This is a genomic window from Streptococcus sanguinis, from assembly GCF_900635155.1.
Classification (GTDB): domain Bacteria; phylum Bacillota; class Bacilli; order Lactobacillales; family Streptococcaceae; genus Streptococcus; species Streptococcus sanguinis_G.
Genome location: NZ_LR134002.1, coordinates 2144655 through 2159761 on the forward strand (window position 1 = coordinate 2144655; position 15107 = coordinate 2159761).

At 45.5% G+C, this 15107-nt stretch carries 19 protein-coding genes; 2 read left to right on the forward strand and 17 right to left on the reverse strand.

Annotation, left to right across the window (positions count from 1 at the left end):
* Window positions 1-38 precede the first annotated feature (38 nt).
* The 9 genes from ELZ47_RS10620 to ELZ47_RS10660 form a co-directional block, all read right to left on the reverse strand.
* Window positions 39-1322 carry an ABC transporter substrate-binding protein gene (locus ELZ47_RS10620; RefSeq protein ID WP_126435980.1) on the reverse strand — a complete coding sequence of 428 codons (1284 nt, stop codon included), beginning with the start codon at window positions 1320-1322 and terminating at the stop codon, window positions 39-41.
* On the reverse strand, window positions 1319-2002 hold the full coding sequence (locus ELZ47_RS10625) for a response regulator transcription factor (RefSeq protein ID WP_012130913.1): 684 nt from the start codon (window positions 2000-2002) through the stop codon (window positions 1319-1321). Before ELZ47_RS10625 ends, ELZ47_RS10620 begins: the two co-directional genes overlap by 4 nt.
* Window positions 1995-3311 (reverse strand): sensor histidine kinase, encoded by a 1317-nt coding sequence (locus ELZ47_RS10630; protein WP_002898587.1) that lies wholly within the window; start codon window positions 3309-3311, stop codon window positions 1995-1997. The genes ELZ47_RS10625 and ELZ47_RS10630 overlap by 8 nt, the downstream gene beginning before the upstream one ends.
* A complete protein-coding gene (locus ELZ47_RS10635; protein ID WP_072073287.1) occupies window positions 3311-4297 on the reverse strand; it encodes a substrate-binding domain-containing protein in 987 nt (328 codons plus the stop codon). The genes ELZ47_RS10630 and ELZ47_RS10635 overlap by 1 nt, the downstream gene beginning before the upstream one ends.
* Before the next feature lie 280 nt (window positions 4298-4577).
* Entirely contained in the window at window positions 4578-4973 is a 396-nt protein-coding gene (locus tag ELZ47_RS10640; protein WP_126435981.1) for a single-stranded DNA-binding protein, read from the reverse strand.
* Between the two features lie 77 nt (window positions 4974-5050).
* The gene (locus ELZ47_RS10645) at window positions 5051-5812 is read right to left on the reverse strand and encodes an SDR family NAD(P)-dependent oxidoreductase (protein WP_002928958.1); all 762 of its coding nucleotides are present in this window, start codon (window positions 5810-5812) and stop codon (window positions 5051-5053) included.
* A 41-nt stretch (window positions 5813-5853) separates the two neighbouring features.
* The gene (ytpR, locus tag ELZ47_RS10650; RefSeq protein WP_126435982.1) at window positions 5854-6480 is read right to left on the reverse strand and encodes a YtpR family tRNA-binding protein; all 627 of its coding nucleotides are present in this window, start codon (window positions 6478-6480) and stop codon (window positions 5854-5856) included.
* Window positions 6477-6812, reverse strand: coding sequence for a thioredoxin family protein (locus ELZ47_RS10655; protein WP_126435983.1), 336 nt, complete (start codon window positions 6810-6812; stop codon window positions 6477-6479). Before ELZ47_RS10655 ends, ytpR begins: the two co-directional genes overlap by 4 nt.
* A complete protein-coding gene (locus tag ELZ47_RS10660) occupies window positions 6809-7096 on the reverse strand; it encodes a DUF4651 domain-containing protein (RefSeq protein ID WP_125342633.1) in 288 nt (95 codons plus the stop codon). The genes ELZ47_RS10655 and ELZ47_RS10660 overlap by 4 nt, the downstream gene beginning before the upstream one ends.
* 170 nt (window positions 7097-7266) lie before the next feature.
* On the opposite strand from ELZ47_RS10660, the gene pepA reads away from it, so the two are divergent.
* Window positions 7267-8331 carry a glutamyl aminopeptidase gene (gene pepA / locus ELZ47_RS10665; protein ID WP_126435984.1) on the forward strand — a complete coding sequence of 355 codons (1065 nt, stop codon included), beginning with the start codon at window positions 7267-7269 and terminating at the stop codon, window positions 8329-8331.
* Window positions 8332-8450: 119 nt separating this feature from the next.
* Window positions 8451-9935 (forward strand): DUF1846 domain-containing protein, encoded by a 1485-nt coding sequence (locus ELZ47_RS10670; RefSeq protein ID WP_126435985.1) that lies wholly within the window; start codon window positions 8451-8453, stop codon window positions 9933-9935.
* Window positions 9936-9991: 56 nt separating this feature from the next.
* Here ELZ47_RS10670 and ELZ47_RS10675 read toward each other — a convergent pair whose 3' ends face one another.
* The 8 genes from ELZ47_RS10675 to ELZ47_RS10715 form a co-directional block, all read right to left on the reverse strand.
* On the reverse strand, window positions 9992-10426 hold the full coding sequence (locus ELZ47_RS10675; RefSeq protein WP_126435986.1) for a hypothetical protein: 435 nt from the start codon (window positions 10424-10426) through the stop codon (window positions 9992-9994).
* Between the two features lie 9 nt (window positions 10427-10435).
* The gene (locus tag ELZ47_RS10680) at window positions 10436-10600 is read right to left on the reverse strand and encodes a hypothetical protein (protein WP_126435987.1); all 165 of its coding nucleotides are present in this window, start codon (window positions 10598-10600) and stop codon (window positions 10436-10438) included.
* Window positions 10597-10800 carry a helix-turn-helix transcriptional regulator gene (locus ELZ47_RS10685; RefSeq protein ID WP_126435988.1) on the reverse strand — a complete coding sequence of 68 codons (204 nt, stop codon included), beginning with the start codon at window positions 10798-10800 and terminating at the stop codon, window positions 10597-10599. The genes ELZ47_RS10680 and ELZ47_RS10685 overlap by 4 nt, the downstream gene beginning before the upstream one ends.
* A 297-nt stretch (window positions 10801-11097) precedes the next feature.
* Window positions 11098-12135: a sensor histidine kinase gene (locus ELZ47_RS10695; protein ID WP_126435989.1), complete on the reverse strand. Its 1038-nt coding sequence runs from the start codon at window positions 12133-12135 to the stop codon at window positions 11098-11100.
* The gene (locus ELZ47_RS10700) at window positions 12102-12800 is read right to left on the reverse strand and encodes a response regulator transcription factor (protein WP_126435990.1); all 699 of its coding nucleotides are present in this window, start codon (window positions 12798-12800) and stop codon (window positions 12102-12104) included. The genes ELZ47_RS10695 and ELZ47_RS10700 overlap by 34 nt, the downstream gene beginning before the upstream one ends.
* Window positions 12801-12812: 12 nt before the next feature.
* Window positions 12813-13535, reverse strand: a complete 723-nt coding sequence (locus ELZ47_RS10705) for a lantibiotic ABC transporter permease (RefSeq protein ID WP_126435991.1) — start codon at window positions 13533-13535, stop codon at window positions 12813-12815.
* On the reverse strand, window positions 13535-14323 hold the full coding sequence (locus ELZ47_RS10710) for an ABC transporter permease (RefSeq protein ID WP_126435992.1): 789 nt from the start codon (window positions 14321-14323) through the stop codon (window positions 13535-13537). The genes ELZ47_RS10705 and ELZ47_RS10710 overlap by 1 nt, the downstream gene beginning before the upstream one ends.
* Before the next feature lies 1 nt (window position 14324).
* On the reverse strand, window positions 14325-15032 hold the full coding sequence (locus tag ELZ47_RS10715; protein ID WP_002928938.1) for an ABC transporter ATP-binding protein: 708 nt from the start codon (window positions 15030-15032) through the stop codon (window positions 14325-14327).
* Window positions 15033-15107 lie beyond the last annotated feature (75 nt).

Sequence of the window (15107 nt, forward strand, 5' to 3'; positions counted from 1 at the left end):
TTTTTTCTGACTTAATTGGCAATAAAAAAGAAAGCAGATTATTTTCCGCTTTCTATTTCTCTTTGAATGCTCGGCAAGGCACTGTCAATCTCTTGATTCTGCATAGCATTTTGAATCAGATAGTCCATCCGGTCCATCGTATGACGGTCTACTTCTAGACTGATGTCAATGATGGAGCGATTCATCATGTGGTTTAGCCTCTCAGAAGTCAAGGAATCCAAGCCAAAATCATCAGCCTGTAAGATTTCTCTAGCCTGTTGACTTTTCACCACAGATGGTAAAACTGAGGTCCCCTGAGATTTTTCAAACAAGGCCTGCTGGCTTTCTTTATCCTGTGACAGCAAGAGCATAAATTCCCAAGCCAGCTTCTCTTGCTTTGTATTGGAAGACATGGCAAAGAGCGAGGTCTTAACCTGTGTTCCCATCACCTGGCTATTGGCTGTCGGCATGGGGATACAGGTCCAAGAAAAGCTAGAATACTTGGCAACATGGTAAGGGTAAGGCTTGTAGGTCCGATACTGGGCCAGACTCATGGGATAGAAGGCCACCCGTCCCTCATCAAAGTCATTAGAAGTCACCTTATAGTGCTGGCTGAGCATGTCTAGCTTGCTCATAAAGGCCAAGGCTTGGTGCATCTCTGAGCTGTCTACATTGATACCGGATTTATCGGTAAGATGGCCGCCGTAAGCTACCAGAGCTTGCTGCCAAGTGTAATCTGTTATACCGTACTGATCCACCACACCATCGCCATTGGTATCCTTGGTTACCTTCTTGCAAATCTCATAGAAATCCTCTAAAGTCCAGCCTGACTCAGGAATGCTAATTCCTTCCTTTTCAAGCAGGTCTTTATTGACACACATCATGATAGGATTGCTCTCAACTGGAAGGGCATAGCTGACTCCCTGATATTTCCCAGCTTCATAAGCCACTGGATAAAAGGCTGTCCGTTCATCATCCGTTAGGAGGGTATCCAAGGATTTAAGCGCGCCAGTCGAAGCCAACATGCTAAAATCGTTTTCCGGTACCATAAAGAGATCCGGCTGCTCGCCTTTCAGGACTTGCTCCGCCAGCCAGTCAGCGTAATCATCCTTAGGAATCCCGCTTTCATAGACGACCTTGACATGAGGATGCGTCTTTTCAAACTTCTTTATCAAGCTGTCCAAGATCTTGTTTTCACGGCTATTGGGCACATCCCAGCTAGAGCCAGCGTAGACTCCGATACGCAGAACTTTTTCCTGAGCCGAAGCCCAAAAGACAAAAGCCAGAGCAACAGATATGATCAGGACAACCAGCAGGGCCACATGTCTTAGTCTCCACTTCATTTGTCGCTTTCCTTACTAAAATCTCTCTGGGTGACTCCGGTCTGCACAGCCCAGATAGCCAGCTGGGTTCGGTCGCGCAAGTTGAGCTTGGCTAGGATACCCGACAGGTAATTTCGGACTGTCCCTTCTGATAGAAAGAGTTTGGCTGCAATTTCTTTATTCGAAATCCCAAAGCCAATCTGCTGGATAATCTTCCACTCCGTCCGGCTCATGTCCTCCACATTTTCCTCTGTCACTGTGATGGCAAAGTTGGACTGGGCCATCTGTGAAAAGATTTTGAAGACCTTGGTGGCAATATTGGGATTGATCATGGCTCCGCCCCGATAGACTGTCTGAATAGCTTCGTGAAGCTCTTCTGTCGAAACCCCTTTGAGAATATAACCAGACGCACCATATTTGAGAGCGGAGAAGATAAATTCATCGTCATCAAAGGTCGTCAGAATGATAATCTTAACATCCGGATACTGCTCCTTGACAGCCTTGGTACAGAGAACACCGTCCATGACTGGCATGCGAATATCCATCAAAATCACATCTGGGCGTACCCGATGAAGCTTTTCCAGCACTTCCTTGCCGTCTCCGACTGTCCCGACTACCTCAATATCTGCGTGGGCAGACAGAATGATTTGCAGAGACTCGCGAATCAAGGCCTGATCGTCTGCTATTAAAACCTTAATCATGTCTTCCTCCTATTTTGGGGATTTCGATATGCGTGTAGAAACCGTCCCTATTTTCAAAGCGGACGCTTCCGCCAATAATCATTAGGCGCTCCTGCATCTGCTTGAGGCCATAGCCATAGTGGAGTTCATCAAAGCCAACACCATCATCCTGAATGGTCATTACATAAGCTTCTTCTTCCTCTAGTAGCTCAATCCAGATAGTCTTGGCATGCCCATGGCGGACAGAGTTGGTAATAGACTCCTGAATCACCCGGAAGACAATGTCTTCCTTGGCAATATCCAAGTCAATATTATCCCATTCGTAGCGGAGATGAATCTCCAAATTGGAGATGGCTTCATACTCACGGATAATCTTAATCAGAGCTTCCTTCAAAGTATTATTTTCCAGAGCTCCCGGCCGCATCTTATTGAGCGAGCCGCGGACATCACGGATACCATCTCGAACGACGACTGAGACATTATTGAGCTGCTCCTTGGCCCGATTGGTATCAATATCAACCAAGACCTTGACCGCATCAATACCCGCTGAAATTCCCGTCAGGGCATGGCCCAATGTATCGTGAATCTCTCTGGCAATCCGCTTCCGTTCTCGGTCTTCTGCTATTTTCTCAGACAAAGCAAGATAAGAGTTTAACTCGCGATTCGCCTGAGAAGCCATGCGCAGCTCTTCCTCAATCCGATGACGCTCTGTAATAGCCGACAAGATGTAGAAGAGCAAGGAAATCATAAAGACAACGATATTGAGGGAGTAGAGAAAGTTCTTACCGAAAAGCAGTAACAGCCGGACGGACTCTGGATAAAACCGAATATAGGTATCTAGAGAAGGCAACTTGATAAAGAGCGACATAAGGTCATAGTTGGACAAGAGCAGCATGCCAAAGCTCAAAATAATGAAAGAAAACCAGTACTTCTTGTCCTTGGAAGAATTGAACTCCTTAGATCCATAGAAAATATCCGCAAACACCAAGAGAATCAAGCCATTGTAGGACGAGTGCAAGACGGAAAAAATGACCAGCATGAGCAGGATTTCAATAATGGTCGCCTTGTCATAGACGGACAGCTGATTGGGGTGGCGCTCCCGATAGTACATGACCAAAAGCAGACTGCCATAGAGGCTAATTGATACCCAGAAAATCAAGCTGGGAGAGCCCGGAATGGCATCCAAACGCTCCAAAAGCGAGTGACTGAAGCCCTTAGCCGCTACATAGTTGGTCGCAAAGAGATAGATGGATGCATTATAGACAATGGCAACCAGATTGATGACCATCAGGGCTATTTTGCTGTAAAATATACTTTTTTGAGGTCTCATTATTGCCACCCTGTAACTGTGTATTGACTGATATTATCCCTGTTAACTAAGTGAACAGGAATCAGGTATTGGCTGTCGTAGGATTTCCCCTCCTGCATCAGCTCAATTACCTGCGCCACCTTGCGTCCCATCTGAATGGGAGATTGGGCCACCGTTCCTTCTATATCGCTAGTCGTAGCCAGAAAGTTTTTGATATCTGGCGATCCATCCACACCGTAGATGGAGATTTTCTTATCAAGACCTTGATTTTTAATAGCAGCCAAGGCCCCGATAGCTGCCCGATCATTGAGCGCCATGACTACATTGAAGTCCAATCCTTCGTCTAAGGCACTTTTTACTTGCGGCATGCTTTCCTCTGTCTGGCCCAATGTTTCTCTCTGGGAAACAACCTTATAGCTAGGCTGATTTTCAATGGTATCAATAAATCCCTGAATCCGGTCCATGGCAGAGACGGCATTGCGGTGCTCCAGAAGAAGAATATTGGCAGAAGGCAGACGCTTCATCATGTCCTGGGCAATCAGGACGCCTGCTTGGTAGTTATCAGACACAATTGTCGTATCCACTTTTACATCCTGACTGATAGGCGCATCCACTACGATGATTTTAATACCAGCTTTCTTAGCCTTTTGAAGAGAGGAAATAATACTTGGACTATTGCTTTTTACCGGATTGATGACAATGACATCAACCTTTTCTCGGACAAAAAAGTCAATCTGCTGGCTCTGCTTGCCCTCATCCAGCTCAGGATCCCGGACATAGAGTCGGCTGCCCTGCTGGTTAGTTTTCTTCTCCAGCTCCGCATTTAAGGTCTTGTAAAAGTCATTGTTCATAGTCATGTAGGTCACCCCTATCTTGACTTGCTTCTCATCTGGCAGAACACCCTTGAAATAAACAAAAAGCAAACCCAAGATAAGCAGAATGAAAAGCGGCCAGAGAGCCTTCTTTTGATAATGCTGTATCCGTTTTTTGACCGTAGCTGATACCATTTTTCACCCCCTACGCCGCAAGCACCTTTATGAAACATATAGCATTATTATATTACAAAGCCGCCAAAAAGCAAAATCTTTCTAGAAATAGCTATAATAAAAGAGGCGAGACAGAATCTAAAAAATCCATGATTTTTGATTCTTGGTCCCACCTCGGCAATCATAATTAAACTTTTAAAAGCTTGAGAGAAATAGACTTTCAGTCAAACAGAGCTTGCATCCTGCAAAACTGAATGATGATTTTTTAGAGCTGGGTCATTTCCCAGTCTTTGCTTCTTGCTTAAAAGGGGAGTTCCTCTTCTTCCAACACCAAATCTGCCAAATCAGCTGCGCTATTATTTTCACGCAGGGCACGCTGAGCCCGACTTTCCAGAAGCTGGAAGCTATGACAGAGCACCTCTGTCACATAATGAGTCGCCCCCTCCTTCTCATAGCGACGAGTCCGTAGCTCACCATCCAGAGAAATCAAGCTGCCCTTACTTGCATAGCTGGCTAAAGTCTCAGCTAGACGCCCCCAGACAATCACATTTACAAAATCCGCCTCACGCTCACCACTCTGAGATTTATAACGACGATTAACCGCGACTGTTGCACGAGCCACAGATTTTTCATTCGCAGTCTTGTGCAGTTCAGGCGTAGCCGTCAGCCGGCCGATTACAATTACTTTATTATACATATTCTTTCCTCCTATCTATTTATTCGCAGGAAATCAAAAAAAGTTACAGAAATTTGTAACTTTTCGATGAAAATTTTTTACTTTTTATGAACCATAAATCCTGTCGCCTGTTGATTGGCCATAATGGTCATATCTGTAATCTGCACACGAGGAGGTTGACCGGTCACATAGACCACTGCATCTGCGATATCTTGAGCTTGCAAGGCTTCGATTCCCTGATAAACCGTCGCAGCCCGCTCTTTGTCACCATGAAAACGTACTGCAGAAAAATCTGTTTCAACAATCCCCGGTTGAATGGTTGTCACCTTGATGTCTGTTGCGATGGTATCGATTCGAAGCCCATCTGAAAAAGTCTTGACGGCAGCCTTGGTGGCTGAATAGACCGCTGCACCCGCATAGGCGTAGATTCCTGCTGTTGATCCCATATTGATAATATGACCTTGATTGACTGCTACCATGGAAGGCAAGAAACAGCGAGTAACCGCCATCAAACCCTTGACATTGGTATCTAGCATAGTCAGCATATCCAACTCATCATAGTCCTGATAAGGAGCTAGTCCTAAAGCCAGTCCAGCGTTATTGACCAAGATATCTATCTGAGCAATCGTTTCTAGAATATCGGAACAGACGGTCTTCACCATGGCCATATCCGTCACATCCAGTGGGAAAGTCCAAACCGTTTGATTTGGAAAAGTTTCTGCAAACTCCGACTTGAGGGCTTCTAGTCTGTCTGTCCGTCTCCCTGTTAGAACGACATTCTCACCCATTTCCATATAAGCACGCGCAATCGCTTCACCAATTCCTGATGTCGCTCCTGTAATCACAACATTTTTCGCCACCTTATTCCCTCCTATCTGGTGTATCAGATACTGACAACTTCCTAGGCAGTCCAGTGTTTAGTTGGGTCGAATGGAGTTCCAACAACCTGGTCATCTGATAATTCAATAACCCCACGTTTTTGCGGAGCATTAGGCAGCTGAAGTTCCCGTGGGCTGCACATCATGCCAAGACTCCTTTCGCCTCGAAGTTCTCCTGGGAAAATCACATTCCCTTTAGGCATCATGGCACCTGGCAGAGCCACAATCGTTTTGAGGCCGACTTTGGCATTAGGAGCACCGGCCACGATTTGAACAATCTTATCAGCAGCTACCTGCACTTGGCAGATATTCAGGTGGTCACTATCTGGATGAGCTACCATATCAACGATTTCTCCAACCACAAATTTCGGCTGACTGTCATTGATCAAGTCCGCTGGGAAGCCTTCCTTGCCCAACTCCTGATTGAGAATGGCCACTTGCTCATCTGTCAAAAAGACCTGTCCTCGCTCTGCAATTTCAAAAAGGTCAGACTGTTCAAAGATATTCCAAGCTACTGTCTGGCCATTGTCTTCACGGTAAACACGCGCTACCCGTCCCTTGCGCTCAGCCGCCAGTTTAGCTCCTTGATTGTCCGCAACAATAACCATCAGCACATCACCGACATATTCTTTATTATAGGTAAAAATCATTTTACGCTCCCTTTTTCTCTTATACTAGCTAAAAATTCATTGATTTGACCCTTGGTCTTGCGTTCACGATTGACCAGACGGCCAATCTCCTGTCCCTTTTCCAGCACTACTAAGCTGGGAATCCCGTAAACGTCCCACTCTTTGGCCAGATCCAGATAGGCATCACGGTCCACTTGGATAAAGCGATAGTCAAGATTTTCAGCTTCTATCTCTGGCAGAAAAGGTTGGATAAATCGGCAATCACCGCACCAGTCAGCCGTGAAAAAGAAGACAGTCTTCTCCCCATCATTGACATAAGAAGCCAATTCCTCTATATTTACAGGAACAATCATACTTCTTCCTCGTAGCTTAGCTGACCATTTTCATAGACAAAGGTGAAATGACGGTCGTCCTCTAAGACCAGACCTCCAACCAAGCGGTCATCTGTGGACTCATAGAGCTTGACATAGAGACAGGAAATACTACCCTGACTGGAAAAGAAATCTCGCACAAGCTCGACGATTTCCTCCCGATTACGCAGTCGTTTCTGCTCCTGTACGACTTTGGCTGCTCCAAAAGCCAGCGCTCCAGCCCCCAAAAGGGCGGTTGTGGTTAAAATGATTTTTTTAGCTTTCATGTAGAATATTTTAACACAAAAGAGCAGAGGCGACAAACAATATTCCAGATTTTCCTGGGAGAAGCTGGATTCTTGAATGGGCAGTCCTGTTGATTCAGGCAAGCTATAAGATTTACCTACTCATTTACCGCAAAAAGTGATAAAATAGGGGGCAGAAAGAAGGTAAGTTTATGACAACATTATTTTCAAAAATCAAGGAAGTAACAGAACTTTCTGCCATTTCAGGTCACGAGGCACCTGTTCGTAGCTACCTGCGGGATAAAATCACTCCCCATGTCGATGAGGTCGTCACCGACGGCCTGGGCGGTATCTTTGGGGTACGCCATGCAGAAGCTGAAAATGCTCCCCGTGTGTTGGTAGCGGCCCACATGGATGAGGTTGGCTTTATGGTCAGCGAGATTAAGCCGGACGGGACCTTCCGCGTGGTGGAAATCGGCGGCTGGAACCCCCTGGTCGTTAGCAGCCAACGCTTCAAACTCTTTACCCGTGAAGGTCGGGAAATCCCTCTTATCTCAGGCTCTGTCCCTCCTCATCTGACACGCGGATCTGGCGGACCAGTTATGCCACAGATTGCAGATATTGTCTTTGACGGTGGCTTTGCGGATAAGGCGGAAGCTGAAAGCTACGGCATCCGTCCAGGAGACACGATCGTGCCAGACAGCTCTGCTATTCTCACAGCTAACGGCAAGAACATCATCTCCAAAGCCTGGGACAATCGCTACGGCGTCCTTATGGTCAGCGAATTGACTCAAGCCTTGTCTGGTCAACCACTAGGCAACCAACTCTATGTCGGCGCCAATGTTCAAGAAGAGGTTGGCCTGCGTGGTGCCCATGCTTCGACGACAAAATTTGCTCCTGAGATCTTTCTGGCTGTGGATTGCTCCCCAGCGGGCGACATCTATGGCGGTCAAGGAGCCATCGGCGACGGAACCTTGATTCGCTTCTTTGATCCTGGTCATCTCATGCTGCCAGCTATGAAGGACTTCCTCTTGACAACTGCTGAGGAAGCCGGCATCAAGTATCAATACTACTGCGGCAAGGGCGGAACGGATGCTGGTGCTGCCCATCTCCAAAGTGGCGGCGTACCATCTACTACCATTGGTGTCTGCGCCCGCTACATTCATTCTCACCAAACTCTCTATGCCATGGACGATTTTTTGCAAGCCCAAGCTTTCCTGCAAGCTTTGGTCAAAAAGCTGGATCGCTCAACGGTGGACACGATTACCAACTATTAATTTCAAAAAGCAGTCCGTTCTTCATTCGGGCTGCTATCTCTTTTGTCTGATACTTTCCCTTTCAACTTTCCAATTTGAAGAAAATTTTGTTATAATGCTTAGCAGAGGTGAAAATATACATGAAAAAAATTGCTTTTGATTCTGAGAAATACTTAAACCTGCAGCGCGACCATATCTTGGAGCGCATCAATCAATTTGAGGGCAAACTTTACATGGAATTCGGTGGTAAAATGCTGGAAGACTTCCATGCTGCCCGCGTCCTGCCAGGCTATGAGCCGGACAATAAAATCAGACTTCTCAAAGAGCTCAAGGACCAAGTAGAGATTGTCATTGCTATCAATGCCAACAACATTGAACATTCTAAGGCGCGTGGGGATTTGGGCATTTCCTATGACCAGGAAGTGCTGCGACTAATCGATACCTTTAATGAGCTGGATATTTACGTAGGCTCCGTGGTCATCACCCAGTATTCCGGCCAGCCAGCAGCTGACCTCTTCCGCAGCCAGCTGGAAAAAAATGGCATCGCCTCCTACATCCACTACCCGATCAAGGGCTATCCGACCGATATGGACCATATCATCTCACCTGAAGGTATGGGGAAAAACGACTACATCAAAACCAGCCGTAATCTAGTCGTTGTTACCGCGCCTGGTCCTGGTTCTGGTAAATTGGCTACTTGCCTATCCAACATGTACCACGACCAAATCAATGGCATCAAATCAGGCTACGCCAAGTTTGAAACCTTCCCAGTTTGGAATCTGCCCCTGCACCATCCGGTCAATCTAGCCTATGAGGCAGCGACGGCAGACCTGGACGATGTCAACATGATAGATCCTTTCCATCTGCAAACCTACGGAAAAACCACAGTCAACTACAATCGTGATATTGAAATTTTCCCAGTCCTCAAGCGTATGCTAGAGCGCATCCTTGGAAAATCACCTTATGCTTCTCCAACAGACATGGGCGTCAACATGGTCGGCTTTGCCATTGTAGACAACGATGCTGCCATCGAGGCATCTCAACAGGAAATCATCCGTCGCTACTACCAGACTATTCTGGACTTCAAGGCGGAGCGCGTTTCTGAATCTGCTGTCAAGAAAATCGAACTCTTGATGAACGACTTGGGCATCACACCGCTGGACCGTAAGGTAACAGTTGCTGCGCGTGCCAAGGCTGAAAGCACTGGTGAGCCAGCTCTGGCCCTGGAATTGCCAAACGGTGAAATCGTAACCGGTAAGACCTCTGAACTCTTTGGTCCTACGGCTGCTGTATTGATTAATGCCATTAAGAAACTAGCCAATATTGCCAAAGAGACCAAGCTGATCGAGCCGGAGTATGTCAAGCCAATCCAAGGCCTGAAAATCAATCATTTGGGCAGCCGCAATCCTCGCCTCCACTCAAACGAAATCTTGATGGCTCTGGCAATCACAGCCATGGAAAATCAGGATGCTGCGCATGCCATGCAGCAACTCGGCAATCTCAAGGGCAGCGAGGCCCACTCCACTGTCACTCTGACTGATGAAGACAAAAACGTCCTGCGCAAACTAGGCATCCACGTTACCATGGACCCTGTTTACCAGTATGATAGACTCTATAGAAAATAAAAAAACAAGCTCTGTTAAAAGCTTGTTTAGAAAGCTGGCTCTGCCAGCTTTTTTTGTTAATAACGCTTAGACAGGAGAAAACGCAAGAGATAGTAAAGCCCCAAAACTAGAATAATGATCAAGGTCAGAAACTGATTGAGACTTAAGATGATTGGGAAAATCATGGACAGGACACTCAAACAGGCTGCCAGCAGCAAAAGGATATTAAAAAGCAAAGTACGAGTCTTTTCGTCAATCATGCGATTGCGCTCGTCAGTCACCTGAATGTAGAGCTTCTCAAAATTTTCCTCCCGTCTTAAGGCCAGATTATACCGAATGGTCATCAAAGAAAGTCCCAGCAGTATGCCGACCATGACTCCTTCCTGCTGATCATCCAGAGAATGAAAGTGGCTCCAGGCCAGTCCTACCAAGATGATAAAGCTTAAGATACGCCCTACGATAACCTTCCTTTGAAGTTTTTTCCTAAATTCTTGTTTCGTTAGTCTTTCCATGTCAGCCTCCTATTTTTCATACGCTTGAAAAATTTTCAAGATCACTACAATCAGGAACATTCCCACAAAAGGCAGGATTTCCTTAGGGATAAAATTGGCGGTGAAATGGAGATAAGATAAAGTAATAACCACCAAAATAGCCAATATCCATTTACACAAATAAGTCCATTTCATGATTCATCCTCCTCAAAGAGAAAAACTTCTTCAATCCTTAAATTGAAAAAGGATGCAATCTTATGAGCCAAAAGCAGCGAGGCATTGTAGCGGCCTTTTTCCAAAGAAATAATCGTTTGTCTCGTGACCTCTAGCTTGTCAGCCAGTTCTTCTTGGCTGAGCTTTTTTCTTTTTCGTAATTCTTGAATTCGATTTTCCAAGGCTGCCTCCTTTCCATAATGTAAAACCAACTTTACTTTTCAAATATAGTATAGCTCCCTTTACATATGTTGTCAAGAAGAAAGCGGCAAAAAAAGAGGCTGGGACAAAAGTCCTAGCCTCTCAATTGTCTTTGGATTGTCGAGCAAGACGCAGTGGTTGAGTGGGCTCTACTACGCTGATTTCATCAGCTTTTACAGCCCTACTCAACTATGCGGAGGTGGGACGACGAAATCGAATTCTAACGAATTACCGATTTCTGTCCCACTCTCTTTTATCATCTTTATTGATTTCCTCTGTTATTTGCCTTTTAAAGCCACAGTCAACTCGACACAGGCTCCTCCTTGGTCTGGATTGAGCAGAGTCAGACGACCACCGTGCAAGAGAGCTACCTGCTTAGAAAAGGCTAAGCCGATACCATGATGGGGATTAGCTGAATTGCGGCTTTGGTCACTCTGGCAAAAGAGCCGTTCCGCTCCCAGCAGCATCTCCTCTGAAAATGAAGGGCCGTTGTTCCAGATAGCAAAAACCAACTGATCCTGCTGCACTGATACCGTTAGCTTGACTTCCTTTTGATCCTGGTCTGCATGTTCAAGCGCATTCAGTAAAATATTGAGCAAAGCCCGTTTGAGATAGTCCAAATGAATCGACAAAATCAGACTAAGAGCACAATCTTCTTGGAGATAAAAACGATAGCTTTCCTGTTTGCTGAACAGTGCCCAATCGTCCTGGAGATAAGCCAAAAAGCTCCCTAAGGAAAGCCGACTGAACTGATTAGAATCAATCTGAAAGGTCTTAGCATAATCAATCAAAGAGCCACAATACTCTTCCATCTTGTGACTAGCCTGCAAAATCTCAGAAGCATAGTCTGCCTGTGGCTGGCTCAACTGCGCCAACTCCAAGAGCTCAGCATTCCCTTTAATCACAGTTAGGGGCGTCTTCAAATCGTGCGATGTCGCTGATAGCTGTAAAATCAACTCCTGATTATGCTGCTGCTCTCTTTCTAGAAGACGAGCATTTTCTTGGTGGCTGCTCCGTAAATCGCTGTAGACTTCTAGCATTTCCTCAATCCGAAAAAGCTGACTTTGATTTTCTTCTAAAAGCTTCTCGCTCTTTAGCATTTTTATTTCCCTGTCGATTTTTCGGAGCAATTTCAAAATATGATAAAAAGTAATCAGTAGCAAGCTCCCTGCCCAAAAGAACAAGGTAAAAAGGACATAATCACTTCCTTGCGTAAATTCATAGCCTATCAGCACAAAAATCAAAACATGGAAAAAGACGATTTTTAAACTGGTTGTCCAGACTAGGCTTTTGAAATTTCGGGTTCTAATTGCCATCTATAGCCTATTCCTCTCACTGTTGCGATTGCTTGCAGCCCTTCTTGTTTGCATTTTTGACGAATCTGATATACGTATTCTGAGATGGAACGAAGCTGTGTTTCTGAGCTTTCTGGGTAAAGCAAGGTATGCAAGCGTTCAGCTGAAAAGGTCTGCTTGGGATTGCTAGCTAGTAAATGCAGCAACTTAAACTCTCGCTCTGAAAATTTCAAGACTTTACCAAAACAGGCAACTTCATAGCGCTCTGGATAAAATTGACAAGAAGCAATTTCAGAATATCGCTCCTCACGTCTTTCCTCCCGCCTAAGATGAGCTCTGACACGCGCCAGCAATTCTTTGGTTCCAAAAGGCTTGACAATATAGTCATCTGCTCCGCGAAAGAGCCCTTCCACCTTGTCCGCCTCCAATTCCTTAGCCGTCAGAAAGATGATTGGACACGAAAGATGAGGACGAATGTAGGAACACAGCTCAAAACCATTAACAGGCTCCATCATCACATCCAGCAGAATCAAGTCATATCCGACAAAATGCGTCAGCTCTAGGTCTTCTATCCGATCAAGCGTCGTCACATCATAAGCATCGAGCTCTAGGACGTTTTTCACTAGCTTCAAAATGCTCCGGTCGTCATCAACCACCAAAATACGATACTGTCTCATAATTTCCATTATAGCATACCTCTAGCGAACATCTCGTTTCAAGGTTAAGAATATAGCAGAGCCCCAAACCAAAGCTAACCATAACAGCTGTATTCCCAGCCCTGATAGATCTATTGAATGCTGAAGCCCTTCATACTCAAAAAGATTTAGGGTAGCTAGATCGGGCAGGTATTTTGCTTCCTTGATGAATGTTGCCAATAAACGGCTGAGACCAATCAAGAGAGGAAAGAGCACCGACACCGGCACAACCCAAGATTGAAATAGCAAAGCGAGGCCAGCAGTTAAAAAAGCCAGAAAAAGATTGCTGAGAATACCAAAAGAGCTGTAATAGAGGAGTGTCCCCAGTAAGGACCAGCTAAAGCTTAGGTCAAAACGAGCCAGCATAACAAAGAAACAGCTACTTATAATGACACTATAGAGAGCCAAGAGCAGCACGGCCAGAAAAAGGATTTTCCCAGCCAACCAAGCCCTTCTATTTGATACGGCTAGAAAATTCGTTCGCATCCCAGACTTGACAAACTCCTGGGCAAAATAGAGAGAAGTAAAGATGACGATGACAGGCTGCGCCAGATAGAGGGCGTGCAAAACCTCGCTCAGAGCCTTCGTCTGACCAACTGCTGTCTGACTGTAGTCAAGATTCATCAGAAAAAATGGAACGATTACCAGAGCCACCAAGGCTGCACCAAGAGCGAGATAGTAAGAACAGAACTTAATCCATTCGCTTCTAAGTAGAGCTTTGATCATCAGTATCGCCCTCCTAAATCCGTCTTCAAAAAGCGCAGAGAGGTCATACCGCCGATGACTAGTAACCATGCACCAAGTATCAACAGCCCTTGCAAGGGATTGTTGGCATATTGGGAAGTTGGCGTTGCAGCAAACAATTCTCCAGCTGGCTGTGGCAGATAAGCTCCCCAACTCGTGTGAGCTTCCAGGTAGTTTCCCAGATTATAAATCTGGGGTACGAGAAAGAGTAAGGGAAGCAACATCGTCCGCCCAAGTAATCCCAATAAAAATGACAGGAGACCTAGCAATGCAGTAGCTAGTGCCTTCCATAAAAGATGACTCCAGGCAGCTTGATTAAGTAAAATCGGATCAAGTCCTTCCTTTCCTAAAGCGAGATGCATGACCATATAACTAAAGTAGATTGATAAAAAGCTAGTGGCAAGAGAAAAGCAAGTAAAGGTCATGAGTTTCCCCACAAGCAACTTCAGGCGGTTATTACAGGTCAAGAGACTGGTTCTCAAGCTATGAGACTGAAATTCCATAGCTCCCAAAATTCCAGCTAAAATGACCAAAACCATGACCGCCATAGAAGCCCCGTTGAGACCTAGATATTCCAGCGGATCAATGGCGTTTATCAGATTAGGAACCGTCTCAGGCGTAGCATCCAAGCCGATAGACAGATACTGTCGGCCCTCCAACCAGGATACGACAGGCACCAATAGCAGCATGAAGGCCACACTCACTTTGAAAGCCTTGGTTGAGCGGATTTTCAACCATTCTGAATACAATAAGGACATCGTTTCTTTCATCTTAAACCTCCTCTGTCAAATCAAAGAAGAGATCTTCTAGACTGTCTGAATCTTGCAGCACCTCTTCCAATCGTCCCTGCTCAATAATTCGCCCATGATGAATCAAGACTACATCATCTGTCACCATTTGCACCTCTGATAGGATATGAGAAGATAGAAGTACCGTTTTCCCTAAATCAGCCTGCCGACGGATGAACTTTCTAAACCACTTAATCCCACTTGGATCTAGTCCATTAGTCGGCTCATCTAATATAAGAAACTGAGGATCACCCAGCAAAGCTGCTGCTAAACCCAACCGTTGACCTTCCCCCAGAGACAGGCTTGACAAGAAGTCCTTCCTCTTATGAGCGATTCCAGTCATCTCCAAAACCTCATCAATCCGAGACTTGGGAATAGCATTACTCGCCGCAATAATTCTCAAGTGGTCATAGACCTTTCGATTTGGCAGACCGCCAATGCCGTCAAAGGCTGCACCTACCGTTCTGAGCGGATAAGTCATTAACTGATAAGTTCGCCCATCAAAAGTTGCAGTCCCTACTGTTGCTCGATCTAACCCCAAGAGAATCCTCAAGGTCGAGCTTTTACCAGCACCATTTGGACCCAGAAAGGCTGTAATCCGACCGCTTCTAGCTGTAAAAGAAATATCTTCTAAAATCTGCTTGCTGCCATGCTTTTTGCAGACTCCTTCTATTTTCACTGTATGTTCCATACTGAACTCCTTTTGATTTTTCTTTAGTATACAGGGGTAAGTTCAGAGAAACTTCAGACAATAAAAAAACTTGCC